The organism is Bradyrhizobium sp. AZCC 2230 (genome assembly GCF_036924495.1).
Classification (GTDB): Bacteria; Pseudomonadota; Alphaproteobacteria; order Rhizobiales; family Xanthobacteraceae; genus Bradyrhizobium; species Bradyrhizobium rifense.
In genome coordinates this window covers 280667-295477 of the sequence record NZ_JAZHRS010000001.1, presented here as the reverse complement: position 1 = coordinate 295477, position 14811 = coordinate 280667, and the positions used below count along the sequence as shown (strand labels likewise).

General features: G+C 63.7%; 13 protein-coding genes and 1 pseudogene. 3 read left to right on the top strand and 11 right to left on the bottom strand.

Features of this window, described 5'->3' with window-relative positions:
* Positions 1-2 precede the first annotated feature (2 nt).
* Both V1280_RS01435 and V1280_RS01430 read right to left on the bottom strand, forming a co-directional pair.
* On the bottom strand, positions 3-1442 hold the full coding sequence (locus tag V1280_RS01435; RefSeq protein WP_334518309.1) for an FAD-binding oxidoreductase: 1440 nt from the start codon (positions 1440-1442) through the stop codon (positions 3-5).
* A gap of 27 nt (positions 1443-1469) precedes the next feature.
* On the bottom strand, positions 1470-2390 hold the full coding sequence (locus tag V1280_RS01430) for a dihydrodipicolinate synthase family protein (RefSeq protein WP_334538112.1): 921 nt from the start codon (positions 2388-2390) through the stop codon (positions 1470-1472).
* Between the two features lie 141 nt (positions 2391-2531).
* On the opposite strand from V1280_RS01430, the gene V1280_RS01425 reads away from it, so the two are divergent.
* Positions 2532-3365, top strand: coding sequence for an IclR family transcriptional regulator (locus V1280_RS01425; protein WP_334518307.1), 834 nt, complete (start codon positions 2532-2534; stop codon positions 3363-3365).
* A 36-nt stretch (positions 3366-3401) separates the two neighbouring features.
* Here V1280_RS01425 and V1280_RS01420 read toward each other — a convergent pair whose 3' ends face one another.
* From V1280_RS01420 to V1280_RS01410, 3 genes are all read right to left on the bottom strand, one after another.
* Positions 3402-3605 (bottom strand): hypothetical protein, encoded by a 204-nt coding sequence (locus tag V1280_RS01420; RefSeq protein WP_148771434.1) that lies wholly within the window; start codon positions 3603-3605, stop codon positions 3402-3404.
* 119 nt (positions 3606-3724) lie between these two features.
* Positions 3725-4630, bottom strand: coding sequence for a ribonuclease Z (gene rnz / locus V1280_RS01415; protein ID WP_334518306.1), 906 nt, complete (start codon positions 4628-4630; stop codon positions 3725-3727).
* Between the two features lie 58 nt (positions 4631-4688).
* Complete coding sequence (locus V1280_RS01410; RefSeq protein WP_334518305.1) at positions 4689-5291, bottom strand: TetR/AcrR family transcriptional regulator; 603 nt, start codon at positions 5289-5291, stop codon at positions 4689-4691.
* Between the two features lie 201 nt (positions 5292-5492).
* Between V1280_RS01410 and V1280_RS01405 the strand changes: the two genes are divergently transcribed.
* Together V1280_RS01405 and V1280_RS01400 are read left to right on the top strand one after the other, a co-directional pair.
* Complete coding sequence (locus tag V1280_RS01405; RefSeq protein WP_334518303.1) at positions 5493-6734, top strand: efflux RND transporter periplasmic adaptor subunit; 1242 nt, start codon at positions 5493-5495, stop codon at positions 6732-6734.
* A gap of 133 nt (positions 6735-6867) precedes the next feature.
* Positions 6868-10071: an efflux RND transporter permease subunit gene (locus tag V1280_RS01400; protein ID WP_334518301.1), complete on the top strand. Its 3204-nt coding sequence runs from the start codon at positions 6868-6870 to the stop codon at positions 10069-10071.
* Here the strand turns inward: V1280_RS01400 and V1280_RS01395 are convergent.
* From V1280_RS01395 to V1280_RS01370, 6 genes and pseudogenes are all read right to left on the bottom strand, one after another.
* Complete coding sequence (locus V1280_RS01395) at positions 10068-10796, bottom strand: sulfite exporter TauE/SafE family protein (RefSeq protein ID WP_334518300.1); 729 nt, start codon at positions 10794-10796, stop codon at positions 10068-10070. The genes V1280_RS01400 and V1280_RS01395 overlap by 4 nt on opposite strands.
* Positions 10797-10810: 14 nt before the next feature.
* Positions 10811-11044 (bottom strand): hypothetical protein, encoded by a 234-nt coding sequence (locus V1280_RS01390; RefSeq protein WP_148771428.1) that lies wholly within the window; start codon positions 11042-11044, stop codon positions 10811-10813.
* Between the two features lie 415 nt (positions 11045-11459).
* Positions 11460-12581 (bottom strand): helix-turn-helix transcriptional regulator, encoded by a 1122-nt coding sequence (locus V1280_RS01385; RefSeq protein ID WP_334518299.1) that lies wholly within the window; start codon positions 12579-12581, stop codon positions 11460-11462.
* 111 nt (positions 12582-12692) lie between these two features.
* Positions 12693-13811, bottom strand: coding sequence for a helix-turn-helix transcriptional regulator (locus V1280_RS01380; protein ID WP_334538110.1), 1119 nt, complete (start codon positions 13809-13811; stop codon positions 12693-12695).
* Between the two features lie 185 nt (positions 13812-13996).
* Positions 13997-14242 (bottom strand): DUF6894 family protein, encoded by a 246-nt coding sequence (locus tag V1280_RS01375; RefSeq protein WP_334518298.1) that lies wholly within the window; start codon positions 14240-14242, stop codon positions 13997-13999.
* Positions 14243-14339: 97 nt separating this feature from the next.
* A pseudogene (locus V1280_RS01370) lies at positions 14340-14790 on the bottom strand (helix-turn-helix transcriptional regulator); the annotation flags it as partial.
* Between the last annotated feature and the right edge of the window lie 21 nt (positions 14791-14811).

The following is a 14811-nucleotide window of genomic DNA, read 5'->3' as shown; positions in this document are numbered from 1 at the left end:
CGTCATGCCGCTCCCGCGCCAAAGATCTTGCCGGGATTCATCAGGCCTTGCGGATCGAGCATTTGCTTGATGCCGCGCATCAGTTCGATGTCGAGGGGATCGGCGACGCGGGCGAGCCGGCCGCGATTGGTGATGCCGATGCCGTGCTCCGCGCTGATCGCCCCGCCCTGCGCCGCAGTCTCGTCATCGACGATCTCGTTGATCTCAGCCACCAGCGCGGCGGTCGCAGCCGGATCCTGGCAACGCGCGCGATCGATCAAGGCGATGACGTGGATGTTGCCGTCGCCGATATGGCCATGCATCACGACGTTCGCATGCGGCACGGCCGCCTTGATCCGGGCCTCGACATTGGCGACGAAGGCCGCCTGGCGCTCCAGCGGGACCACACTGTCATGCGACACCACGTAGCCACTGCGCTTGTTGCCCTCCGACACGCTGTGTCTGACCGCCCAGATCGCCTTGGCCTGCGCGAGATTGGAGGCCAGGATCACGTCTTCGGCGAGCCCCGCTTCCATGGCATCCGCGAGCACCGCCGCCAGCGGCTCATTGAGGTCGACGCCCACGAGCGTATCCGTCAGCTCGACGATCAGATACCATGGTGTCGTCAGCGCGAAGGGAATGGTGACATCAGGCACGGTCGCGGCGATCGCCTCGATCTGGGAGCGCGACATGATCTCGAGGCTGCCGAGCCGGTCGCCGACTGCGCCGCGCAGGCGAGCCATGATCTCGAGCGCCTGCTCGACGCCCCCCAGTTTCAACAGCGCCAGCGCCGAGCTGCGCGGCGGCGCGAACAGTTTCAGCACCGCCGCGGTGACGATGCCGAGCGTACCTTCCGCACCGATGAAGAGCTGCTTCAGCGCATAGCCCGTATTGTCCTTGCGCAGCGCGCGCAGGCCGTTGAAGACGCGGCCATCCGGCAGCACGACCTCCAGGCCGAGCACGAGATCGCGCGTCGGCCCGTAGCGCAGCACGGCGATGCCGCCGGCATTGGTCGAAATGTTGCCGCCGATCTGACAGGAGCCCTCGGCGCCGAGGCTCAAGGGAAAATAGCGGTCGACATCGTGGGCCGCGCTCTGCACCTCGGCGAGGATGCAGCCAGCTTCCACCGTGATGGTGTTGGCGAGCGGACTGACGTCGCGCACAGTGCGCATGCGATCCAGCCGGATCACGACATTGCCGGCACGGTCATCCGGCGTCGCAGCTCCGCACATGCCGGTGTTACCGCCCTGCGGCACGATCGCGAGCCGCTTCTCGGCGCAATATCTCACAACGGACGCGACCTCAGCGGTCGAGCCGGGCTTCACCACCGCAACCGCGCGGCCGTGATAGCGCCCGCGCCAGTCCACCACATAGGGCTCCTGGTCAGACCCGGACACAATGACATGTTTGTCGCCGACGATGGCGGCGAGCCCGGCCAGCGCATCCTGGAAAACGTCGGACATCGGTTCGCCTCGCCGTCCGAGCTTGCCTTAAGCGGCCGTCGCGAATGCCGCGGCATTCGCGAGCAGCTCTTTCAATTGAGTTGCTGGCAGGGTCTCCAGCGGCGGCCGCAGACGCTGCCAGCCGGCGTGACCGGTGCGCTCGGCCATCAGCGCCTTCAGGGAAGGCATCTGCGCGAAGCGCGAGACCAGCTCGCGCGCCTTCACGATGCGCGCCTGCGCAGCTGCGAGGTTTGCATCGTCGTCGCTGTCGCGGAAGTGCTTGAAGACATAGGCGAGATCCCGTGCGACGAGGTTCGAGGTCGCGGTGATGCAGCCCGCGCCGCCCTTGCGCAGCAACGGCAGCAGCAGCGGGTCGGCGCCGGTCAGCACCGAGAAGCCCGGGAATCGCTCGACCATCGCCGTCATGTTGACGAAATCGCCCGAGGAATCCTTGATGCCGACGATGGTCGACGGATAGGCCGTGCGCAGCCGCTCGATCAGCGCGTGCGAGATCGGCTGCATCGACATTTGCGGGATGTGATAGAGCACGATCTTGAGGCGCTGATCGCCGATGCGCTGAATGATCTCGTTGTAGGCGGCATAGACGCCGTCATCGCTGACGTTCTTGTAGTAGAACGGCGGCAGCATCACCACGGTATCGACGCCGACCGACAGCGCATGGCGCGTCAATGCAATGGTGTCAGTGAACGCAGCGACGCCGGTGCCCGGCAGCAGCTGGCTCGGCTTGATGCCGCCGGCGATCACGGCCTCGAGCAGCGCGGTGCGCTCGGAGACCGAGAAGGAGTTCGCTTCCCCCGTCGTGCCGAGCATCGCAATGGCATCACAGCCTTCGTCCAGCAGGTAGCGGCAATGCGCGACAAAGCGCGCATGATCGGGCGCGAGCTCGGCGTCGAGCGGCGTCAACGCGGCGGAGAACACGCCATGTGGGTGCAAGGACTGGGGGTGCAGCGATGATGTCGACAAAGCTTCCTCCGATCGTCAGATCGATATTGTTCGGATTGCGAACATTTGTTATAATCTGACCCGTTGGTAAGATCAGGCTGCCGCCGCGTCAAGGGCTGTGGCGGTCATGGCAGGGCATACGGGCATATGGCCAAGGGCGAAAAGAAGGCGACGAAACGCGCACCGGAAGCTACACTCAAGAATCCCAAGAATTATGTCGCGTCCGTCGGCAAGGCCTTTGCCGTGCTCAAGAGTTTCACCAACGAGGCCTTCGAGCTGACGCTGAGTGAAGTTGCCGCACGCGCCGATCTCGATCGCGGCACGGCGTTCCGGCTGATCCAGACCCTGATCGAGCTCGGCTATCTCCAGGCGGTGCCGCAGAGCCGCCGGTTCCGTCTCGGCCTCGCCTGCCTCGACCTCGGCTACACCGTGCTGTCGCACGGATCGTTGCGTACGATCGTCGAGCCCTTGTTGCGCGACCTCGTGCCTGAGGTTGGCGATGCGGCCTCGCTCGGCATCCTCGATGGCGGCGACGTGATCTATCTCGCGCGCGTCGGCGCAGGCCTCGACCGTCACAAGATGGATCGTCGGCCGGGCACGCGCATCCCCGCCTACAGCGCCGCGCTTGGCCATGCCATGTTGGCGCATCTTCAGCGCAACGAGCAGATCGAACGGCTGGAGTCACGGCCCCGCGTCAAGCTGTCGGAGCGAACGCTGACCGATCTCGACGCCCTGCTCGCTCGGCTCGATCAGGTCAAGAAGAAGGGCCATGCCGTCTCCGACGGCGAGAACGCCTATGGCTTGCGCACGCTGGCGATGCCGATCCTGGACGCGCAGGGTTTTGTGATCGCTGGACTGAGCGTCACCGTGGATGCGATGCGCATGGACATGCCGACCTTTCGCGATCAGGCGCTGCCGAAGCTGATGCGACTGACGAGCACGGTGCAGGAGATCACGATCAAGTCGGGCCTGTTGAGCTGAGCGCGCCGTCGGCCGAAGCGGGATCTCCGAAGACGGCTATTCCGGGACGAGCGTCGCAAGTCCGGCTTCGATAATGGTGATTTCCTCGCTCACCTGCGCGATGGAGTGCTGCGGGTCGACGCCGGTCACGGCCACCAGCTGCCGCAGCAGGTCCTGGCGGTGCGCCAAAATGTCTTCCAGCGCATCGCGATCGTTTAGCCGCACATAGCCCTCGACGATCAGTTCAACGGAACGCGACATGGTACTCTCGATACAAATTCGATTTCTGATCTCGCGAAAATATCGTGCCGGCGCGCGGCTGCGGAAATGAAGTCGCGTCAACCTTGACAAGTAAGATTAATGGCGGTGCAACACACTGCCTAAACAGTGATACGATCGAAGTCTGCAGCGATCCGGACGTTTGGAAAGATCTTCGCCGCTTCGGCCAGGATCTCGTCGTCCTCATAGCGGCCCGACAGATGGGTCAGCATGAGCTGCCGGACGTTATTCGTGGCCGCGAACTGAGCCGCCTCCGCGGCGGTGAGATGGCCGTAATCCCGCGCGGTCGGAGCATCCCGATCGAGGAACGTCGCCTCGATCACCAGCAGGTCGGCTCCCGCGACATGTTTCGATAGCCCCTCGGTGGCCTCGGTGTCGCCGATCACGACCAGCTTCTTAGCCCCACCCGGCGGACCCAGGACATCCTCCGGATCAATCGTCCGGCCACCTTCGATCGTGACCGGCCGACCTGCGGCAAGCTCGCCGCGCATGGGACCATCAGGCACACCGAGCGCAGCGAGGCGATCAGACAAGAGATGGCGGCGCGCCGGACTTTGGAAGACGAAGCCAAAACTGTCGGTGTCACGATGGCGGACCGGAAAACAGTCGATCGTAAAGTCGCCGCCATCGACGACACGCCCTTCAGAGAGCGGTGCGAACGCCACGGCAATTGGCGCCCGGCCCTCGCCCCACAAGCCTGCGAGCATGCGGATGACGATGTCGAGTGTAGCAGGTCCGCCATGGATGGTCATCACATCGGAGGTCTGCCGCAGCCCCAATGTCGAGAACAGACCGGGGATGCCGAGCACGTGATCGAGATGCCCGTGCGTCAGCAGAATGCGATCGAGCCGCCGAAAGCCGGCGCCGCTTCGCAGCAACTGTCGCTGCGTGCCTTCGCCGCAATCGATCAGCATCCGCTGGCCCGCGGCCTCCAGCAGAAGCGCCGGATGGTTGCGCTCTGCGGATGGAACGCTGGCAGAGGTCCCGAGAAATGTCAGGGCGAACATGATCTACTCTTATGCGGCGAGCCGGTGATGTTATCCGCCTTGATCCGCTTTAGGCGACTTAACCGCTCGCCGACTGCGCCGCCACCGCCTGCACGGCGACATCAGCCACCTGCCGTAGCGCTTCGCGGTCGGAGCCTGAGGATGCCATCACGCCCATGCCGACCGAGACCGCCGAGACATATCGCGCGAGTGCGGCGGGATCCGATGTCGGCTTGAGATCGCCTTCGGCCTTCGCGCGCACAAAACGGTCGCGGAGCTGGTCTTCGTTCTGGGCGCGGCGCGCTGCGAGCTCGAAGGGGACGTTCTCGGAGCCGGTGCCGGTGGCGATGCCGCCTTGCACGAGCAGGCAGCCGGGCGGATTGGCGGGATCGGTCTGCCTTTCGGCGATGCCCGTCAGCATCCGCTCGGCGACATCGCGGGCGGTCGGTGCCGCGACCACCTCGTCCATCCAGGCGCCGCGCAATTTGGTGTAGCGGTCGAGCGCGGCCTTGAGCAGGCCTTCCTTGTTGCCGAAGCAGGCATAAAGGCTCGGCGGGTTGATGCCCATCGCTTCCGTCAGCTGGGCAATCGTGGCGCCCTCATAGCCGTGGCGCCAAAACACTTCCATCGCCTGATCCAACGCCACTTCAGCGTCGAATTCGCGGGGGCGTCCCATGCCCATATGCCTGGTCTCCTTGGAATCGGCGTCGTCCCTCAACCTAACGCCTGATCCTATCTATTTGTTCTCGCTTTATTTTCTCTTCCGCCTTCCCATTCTTGCGGTCAGCGGCTACAATTTTCTTAGTGAACGGTACATAAGTATCTTGCGCTGCGATATCCAGCTCCACATCTGTAGTGAACACTACATTTCTGGAGCGCGCAAATGCCCCCGTCCCAAAACACCTCTCGCCCTGGCCGCTTCCGCCGTCTTCTCGGCGGCGTTGCGGTCGTGGGCGCCCTCGCCGTGGCCGGCTCCATCGCGACCGGCCACTATTTCCGTGCCGCGCAAGCGACCGCTACGGCGGCCGCGGCTGAGCAGGCCGTCTCCGTGACGGTCGCGATGATCGAGCCAAAGCAGACCGTGCTATGGGACGATTTCTCCGGCCGGCTCGAGGCCATCAACCGCGTCGAGCTACGACCGCGGGTTTCCGGCGCGATCCTGTCGACCAATTTTACCGAGGGCGCGCTGGTCAAGGCCGGCGATGTCCTGTTCAAGATCGATCCCGCGCCTTACGAGGCCGAGGTCGACAAGGCCAATGCGCAGCTAGAGGCCGCGAAGGCGCGTGTTGTGTTTACCCAGAGCGAGCTCGAGCGCGGCGCACAGCTGGTCGGCAATGCCGTGGTCACGCGGCGTGACTACGACCAGCGCGACAACGCCAATCGCGAAGCCATCGCCAATGTGAAGGCGGCAGAGGCGACGCTGCAGACCGCAAAGCTCAATCTCGACTACACCGAAGTGCGCGCGCCGGTGAACGGCCGCGTCGGCAAATTCGAGATCACCGTCGGCAATCTCGTTGCCGCCGGCACCGCCTCCCCGATCCTGACCTCGCTGGTCTCGGTCAATCCGATCTATGCGTCCTTCGATGCGGACGAAGAGGTCGTGCTGCGCGCGTTGAACTCGATCGCAGATAGCACCGGCAAGCGCGGCAATCTCGACCAGATCCCGGTGGAGATGGCGACCTCCGGCGGTCTGTCGGCCAAGGGCCACATCCAGCTAATCGACAACCAGGTCAACGGCCAGAGCGGCACCATTCGTGTCCGCGCGGTTTTCCGGAACGAGGACGGGCGTCTCATCCCCGGCCAGTTCGCCCGCGTGCGCATGGGCCAGCCGAAGCAGCAGTCGCTTGTGATGATCGACGAGCGCGCGATCGGCACCGACCAGGACAAGAAGTTCGTGATGGCGGTCGGCGATGACAGTCGTGCGGTCTACCGGCCGATCACGCTTGGCGGCTCGGTCGACGGACTGCGGATCGTGACTGCGGGCCTGAAAACCGGCGATCGCATCGTCGTCAACGGCCTGCAGCGCGTACGTCCCGGCGCTCTCCTCAAGACCGAGGTGGCAGCGATGGGTGCGCGCGGGCAGCAGGCCTCCAACCACAGCAACCAGGACGTGGTGCAACGCTAGTTACCTCGTTCCGGGCCGAGCGCCCGGAATGACGACGACATAACGACCAAGACATCGCATCTCGATTCCGGGACGTCGGCGTAGCCCGCGTCCCGGGGTCCGGGAGAGCTGTCTCTCGCGCAGGGGCAAAGCCATGAATCTTTCAAAGTTCTTCATTGATCGTCCTATTTTTGCCGGCGTGCTGTCGGTCCTGATCTTCCTCGCCGGCCTGATCTCGCTGTTCGCGATGCCGATCTCGGAATATCCGGACGTCGTGCCGCCCTCGGTGCTGGTGCGCGCGACCTATCCCGGCGCCAATCCCAAGGTGATCGCGGAAACGGTGGCGACCCCAATCGAGGAGCAGATCAACGGCGTCGAAGGCATGCTGTACATGTCGAGCCAGGCGACAACCGACGGCGCGATGACGCTGACGGTGACGTTCCGGCTCGGCACCGATCCCGACAAGGCGACACAGCTCGTGCAGAACCGCGTGCAGCAGGCCGAGCCGCGCCTGCCGGCGGTGGTGCGCCAGCTCGGCATCATCACCAAGAAGTCGTCGCCCGACCTCACCATGGTCGTGCATCTGTTGTCGCCCAACAACCGCTACGACATGACGTATTTGCGCAACTACGCGGTGCTCAACGTCAAGGACCGCCTGGCGCGGATCGACGGTGTCGGTGACGTCCAGCTCTATGGCGCCGGCGACTATTCGATGCGGGTCTGGGTCGATCCACAGAAGGCGGCCGAGCACGGGTTGACCGCGAACGACATCGTCAAGTCAATCCAGGCGCAGAACGTCGAGGCCGCCGCGGGCGTGGTCGGTTCCTCCCCCAACGTTAGGGGTATCGACCTGCAAATGTCCGTCAATGCGGAAGGCCGCCTTGCGAACGAGGAGCAGTTCGGCGACATCGTGGTCAAGACCGGCTCGCGCGGCGAAGTCGTACGCTTGCGCGACGTCGCGCGAATCGAGCTTGGCGCGTCCGAATACGGCCTGCGTTCGCTGCTCGACAACAAGCAGGCGGTCGCAATCCCGATCTTCCAGGCGCCGGGCTCCAACGCGCTGGAAATCTCCGACCACGTTCGCGCCACCATGGCCGAGATCAAGAAGAACATGCCGGAGGGCGTGTCCTACCAGATCGTCTACGATCCCACCCAATTCGTGCGCTCTTCGATCGAGGCCGTGATCCACACCCTGCTGGAGGCGATCGCGCTGGTGGTGCTGGTCGTGATCCTGTTCCTGCAGACCTGGCGCGCATCGATCATTCCGCTGCTGGCAGTGCCGGTCTCGATCGTCGGCACGTTTGCGGTGATGCACCTGTTCGGCTTCTCCATCAACGCGCTCAGCCTGTTTGGCCTGGTGCTCGCGATCGGCATCGTCGTCGACGACGCCATCGTCGTGGTGGAGAACGTCGAGCGCAACATCGAGGGCGGGCTCTCGCCGCGCGACGCCACCTATCAGGCCATGCGCGAGGTCTCCGGCCCGATCATCGCCATCGCGATGGTGCTGATCGCCGTGTTCGTGCCGCTGGCCTTCATCTCCGGCCTCACCGGACAGTTCTACAAGCAGTTCGCGCTGACGATCGCGATCTCGACGGTGATCTCGGCCGTCAACTCGCTGACCTTGTCGCCGGCGCTGTCGGCGCTGCTGCTCAAGGGCCACAACGAGCCGAAGGACCGGCTGACGCTCATCATGGAAAAGGGGCTCGGCTGGTTCTTCCGCGGCTTCAACAAGGCCTTTACGCGCTCCTCGGAGAATTACAGCGGCACCGTCACCAAGGTCATCTCAGGCAAGGCCGCGGTGATGGGACTTTACGTGGTCCTGGTCGGCGTCACCGCCTTTCTGTTCCAGCAAGTGCCGAGCGGCTTCGTGCCGGGCCAGGACAAGCAATATCTGGTCGGTTTCTCGCGGCTGCCTGACGGTGCAGCGCTCGACCGTACCGAAGAAGTGATCCGCAAGATGAGCGACATTGCGCTGACCCAGCCGGGTGTCGAGAGTTCGGTCGCCTTCCCAGGCCTGTCGATCGCCGGCTTCACCAATTCATCCAACGCCGGCATCGTGTTCTCGACGCTGAAACCGTTCGACGAGCGCAAGAGCCCGGCCTTGAGCGGAAATGCCATCGCGGCCGATCTCAACAAGAAATACTCAGGCATCCAGGAAGCCTTCATCGCCATGTTCCCGCCACCGCCGGTCAACGGCCTCGGCACCATTGGCGGCTTCAAGCTCCAGATCGAGGATCGCGCCGGGCTCGGCTATGAGGCGCTGAACGATGCGACCAAAGCCTTCATGGCGGCGATGCAGAAAGCGCCGGAGATCGCGGGCGTGTTCTCGAGCTTCCAGGTCAACGTGCCGCAGCTGTTCGCCGATATCGACCGCACCAAGGCGCTGCAGCTTGGCGTGCCCGTGACGGAGGTGTTCAACACGCTCCAGATTTATCTCGGCTCCTACTACGTCAACGACTTCAACAAGTTTGGCCGCACCTACTCGGTCTATGTGCAGGCCGATGCGCCGTTCCGCGCGCGGGCCGACGACATCAGGCAGTTGAAGGTGCGTTCGTCCTCGGGCGACATGGTGCCGCTGTCGGCGCTGCTCACGATCCGCCAGAGCGCGGGGCCTGAGCGCGCGATCCGCTACAACGGCTTTCTGTCGTCAGACATCAATGCGGCCGCAGCGCCCGGCTTCTCGTCGGGCCAGGCGCAGGAGGTGGCAACGCGGATCGCGGCGGAGACGCTGCCGCCCGGCTTTGCCTTCGAATGGACCGACCTGACCTATCAGGAGTTCATCGCCGGCAATTCCGGCCTCTGGGTGTTCCCGCTGGCGATCCTGCTGGTGTTCCTGGTGCTGGCCGCGCTCTACGAGAGCCTCACCCTGCCGCTCTCGATCATCATGATCGTGCCGATGGGTCTGCTGGCCGCGATGTTCGGCGTCTGGCTCTCCAAGGGTGACAACAACGTCTTCACCCAGATCGGCTTGATCGTCCTCGTCGGCCTCTCCGCCAAGAACGCGATCCTGATCGTCGAATTCGCGCGCGAGCTCGAATTCGCAGGGCGCACGCCGATCCGGGCCGCGATCGAGGCGAGCCGCTTACGGCTTCGTCCGATCCTGATGACGTCGATGGCCTTCATCATGGGCGTGCTGCCGCTGGTGCTCTCGACCGGCGCCGGCTCGGAGATGCGGCGCGCCATGGGCGTTGCCGTGTTCTCCGGCATGATCGGCGTCACCGTGTTCGGCCTGTTCCTGACGCCGGTGTTCTATGTGCTGCTGCGGACCGTCACCGGCAACAAGCCGCTGGTGCATCACGGCGACGACATCAGCGCAGCCCCGGTTCAGGGCCTTAAACACGAAGTCCCTGGCCACTAGATCAGGGAAATCCCTGAGATCAGCAACAGAACGAGCACGGTCTTGCGAAAGACCGTCTCGTTGACCCGGTGAAAGGCGATCACACCGAGCGCGGATCCCGCGAACAGCGCCGGCAGGCTGACTGCGAGGTCGACGAAGACCTTTGACGACAGGTCCTGGTGTCCGACCAGCAGAATGATCGCAAAGACCTGCATTGCGGCGATGAACGGCTGCACCAGGCCGCGCTGCTCGCTCTTGGGCATGCCCCGCATGTCGCACCAGATCGTCGGAATCGCGCCGGGCATGGCGGTGAGCCCACCGACCAGCCCTCCTCCGAATCCGATCAGCGCAACCCAGTGGCGGCCGACGGCCTCACTCGCCGTTACCAGCGTCGGCCGCAGCAGCATATAGGCGGCATAGAGGGCCACGACGACACCAAAGCCGCGCCGAAGCAGATGCGTGTCGGTCGACTGCAACAGCGAGACCGCAATGGGAACGCCGATCAACCCGCCGATGATCAGGAACAGGCTTCCCTCCCAGCGGATGCTGCGTCGAAGCGCCCACAGATTGGTCGCCTGCACGCCGATGCTGCATGCCATCATCAGCGGTACGGCCTCCAGCGGCTGAAACACCCGCAGCAGGATCGCGCCCGCGACGGCGGAGAATGCGAAGCCCGAGAGCCCCGAGACGAAGGCTCCGGCGAATACGGCGGCGCTGAGGAGCAGCAGTGTCGTGATGTCAGGCACAGTCTGCCCTCCAATCAATCATAGGGAATCTGGGTGACCGGTGCGGCGGCGCCTTCTGCACAACTTGCAGGCTCGCGCGGAAACGACACCTGCATCGCATGCGCGTGCGATCGTTCCAGCATGATGAGGCCGGCCAGTTGAAGGGTGACGAGCGCGGCGGTGAGCGCTATCGCGACAACGTTGCCGTTACGCGCGCGCGAGACTGGGGTGGCTGGCTCCGCGCTCGCGCGCATCAGATTGATGGGCATTTTCTGAAAATTCCTCTTCACTGCAGACAAAATTGGCTTCATTCAAAGGCGATGTTTCGGGCTGCGTTTCCAGTAGGTGGCGGTAGCGCTGCAATACGCGCCGCGCCTCGATCGCACGCTGCTGATGCAGCGTTGCGATCATGCGATCGACAACGTCGTGGAACTTCCAAACCAGGCTCCGTGCCGTTGTCCGCATGACGATCTCCTCTCAACCTGAAAGCGAGATTGATGGAATTCACTTCCAGCCGCCGTGAGTTGCTTCACACAAGAATCGAACGCGACGAACAACAAGTCGTGCGATCTCTCGTAGGAGAGAACACAGCAAATCGCGTCACCCAAACGAATGACGCGCGATAACATTCTGATGATGAAATTGTAGGCGCGGCGCTGATGCTTTGTTCAGCGCTGACGAGCGTCAGTGGACCAGCGGGTTGGAGAAACCTGCCGCGAGCTTGACGAGGTCGGCCTGGCGGCTCGTACCGGTCTTGGCGAACACGCGATGCAGATGCGTCTTCACCGTCGTCTCTGCGATTCCGAGCGCGTCGGCCGTCTCCGGCACGCCGCCAACGTCGACGATCGACTGCAGAACCCTGAGTTCCGCAGGCGTGAGCTCGAACGTGCGGTCGATCAGCCCGGCGCAAGAGCGCGCATCGAGCTTCGCCTTCCAGACGAACAGGGCGCCGATGGCGCCACAGGCGCGCCCTGCGCTCCCCTCCCGCAGCAGCGAGGGCAGCGCGATCACTCGGGCGATGTGATGCGATCCGTCGCTAGATGTCAGCAAGATGTTACGGTCCGCGGCCGCCGCTGCAACCACCTCCGCTTCGTCACGAAAGGCGTTGCGTAGCGCTGCATTCGCGTCAGGCGATCTCGCGAGCAGGCGGCCGTTGACGGACCGCAAGACGTCGTCCTCGTCCAGGATGACGTCGGCCGCCGGATTGCTGTGGACGATGTTGCAGGCGGCATCGAGCAGGATCACGCCGGCACTCAATCGATCCACGACATCGGCAAGCGCGATTGCCTTCTGCTGCTTCCGCTCGATTGTCCGGTTGATCATCAAGGCGCGGCTTGCATGGGGAACGACGAGTTGCATGCGCGCACGCATCTGCGCGTCCAGCATCTCCCTGCCCGGGATCACCGTCATCAGCATCGGACACGGCGAGTTCGCCTGTTCCAGCACCACATTCGCGACGTCGGCACAGCCCTGGGGACGCAGCCATTCCTGATAGAAGCGCCCGCGGCGATATTCGTCGAAATTCACGAGGTCCGGGATGTTGCGGACCTCGCCGTAGCGCGGCAGCCTGGCGAGCGGATCATGCTGCGAATATTCGTCGGCATAGAGCTGGATGAAGTGCGGATCGACCCCGCAATAATAACGCGTCGATCCGGACTTGCTGACCTTGTCCTTTGAAATCAGGCCGCAAGCCCGGCTCCCGAAAAATCCGTTGAGCATGACGACAACATCGGACCACAATTCAGGATTGAGCCCGGCGTCGTAGATGCTCTCGATCAACTCGGAGTCTTCTGCGGTCAGATGCATTGAAGGAGCCAATAGTCCGGCGCGAGGATTTGAGACGTTGATGCCCTCTGGCTTTTCTATGGAGTCGGCCGACACACCGATAGGTTCAACGGTTTCGCGCCAATCGACCAGCTAGTTGACAAGTGGATTGGCGAATCCGGCCGCGAGCTTGACGAGGTCCGCCTGACGCGCGACGCCCGTCTTGGCGAACACGCGATGCAGATGAGTCTTCACCGTCGTCTCCGCGATGCCGAGCGCGATGGAGGTCTCCGGAACGCCGCCGACCTCGACGATCGACAGGAACACGCGCAGTTCCGCCGGCGTCAGATCGAAGATCCGCGCAATCAGCTCGCCGTAGGACTGCCCGCCGAGCGTGACCTTGCGCAGCAGCAGCGCGCCGACGGCATCGGACGACCGCTCGCTGCCGTTCCGCAGCACCGACGACAGCGGCAGGATATGCGCAACGTAGCGTTCGCCCTTGTGCGAAAGCAGCGGAATCGCGCGCCCGCCTGCGAGAAGCGAGGTGGCATCGCCGCGGGCCGCGAAGGCCTCGCGCAGCGTCTGATTGGCTTCGGTGCCGCTGGTCACGAGCTGGCCGGCAACGATCCGGACCACGTCGTCAGCCTCGAGCAGCGCGTAGCCGCTCGCATTGGCGTGGACTACGTGGCAGCTGGAATCGAGCAGGAAGATACCGGATGACAGATTGTCCAGGACATGCGCGAGCGCCGTGGCCAGCGTCAGCTTCGCGCTGATGGCGCGGTTGACGAGCAGCGCGCGGCTGGCGTGCGGCACGATCAGCGACATCCGGTGCTTCATCCCGGCGTCGACCATGCGCCGGCCCGACAGCACCGTCATCATCACCGGGCAGTTCGCGTTCGACTTCTCGAGCACGACATTGGCGGCATCGTGCGAGCCCTGCGGCCGCATCCATTCCTGATAGAAGCGCCCGCGGCGATATTCGTCGAAATTGACGAGATCCGGAATGCTTACGATCTGGCCGTGTGGCGGCAGCACCGTCAGCGGATCGAACTTGGAATGGGTCTCGGAGTAGAGCTGGATGTAGTGCGGATCCGCCCCGCAATAATAATGCGTGACGCCGAACTTGCTGATCGAATCCTTGGAAAACAGCCCGCAGGCCTGCCCACCGACGAAATCGCGGATGCCCACGACGACGTCGTTCCACAGCGAGGGATCAAGACCGGCATCGTAAATGGACTCGACCAGATCGGGCAGCTTTCGCGCTCTGTGCATGGCGTTGAATGGCTTTGGATGAACAATGTCGGGCACGATACCACAACCCGAGCAAGCCCTCATCCTCCGATCGGAGGATGCCTACCGGCCGGGCGGCGGAGCCCGGCCGGCAGGCATCGCGTTCAGGCGGCCAGGGCTGATGCCGGCTCAGAACGCGACGCGGAGGCCCCCTTTGGCGGTTCCGCTCAGGTCTCCCAACCCACCCTCTCGACACTCTCGGCCCAGACCGCCACGCGATAGATTTCGCGTCCGCCATCGTCCCTGACGCGGATCCAGGCCTCGCGATCACGCAGATCATCGCGCCAGACGAACAGGTGTTCGGCCATCTCGTCGGCGACGACGAACGTCGCTCTGGCATGCTCGAACACCATGCCGCCTGGGTCGATCTTCACGACATTGCCGACCAGGAGGTCGAAGAAGAAACGGCGCATTCGACACTCCAGTCATGACTTCACGATCAAGGATCACGTGAAAAATTCCCTGCTCGGGATCGAAATCGAACGCACGCTCAAATTCGTCGGGATGCGATCACTCCGCCGCGCCGCTCCTGACGTCGCTCGGTGTGGCGCCGTAGGCCCGCCGGAAAGAGCGGTTGAAATAGGAGAGATCGCCGAAGCCGACGTCGTATGCGATCGAGGAGACCGGACGCTCGGCGAATTCCGGTTCCTTGCCGCAACATGCGGTGGGCGCGCTTCAGGCGCTGCTCGATCAGGAACGAGGAAAACGTCTTGCTGTCGGTCTCGAACAGGCGCTGGAGGTAGCGCGGCGTGACGCCGAGCTCCTGCGCAACGGTCGCAACCGACAGGTCCTGTCGCCAGCAATTGTTGGCGATGAGGAATTTTGCTTTTCGTAGCCGGGCTGCCTTGACACCTCGCCGTCCTGCGATCTCCAGAGCTTCATCGGCCGGATCGAGAACGAGCGCCAGCAGGTCATGCAGATGTCGTACGGCAAGCCGACGGAGCGCGGGTATCGCCAAAGACTAGGATAAATGCGAACAGCG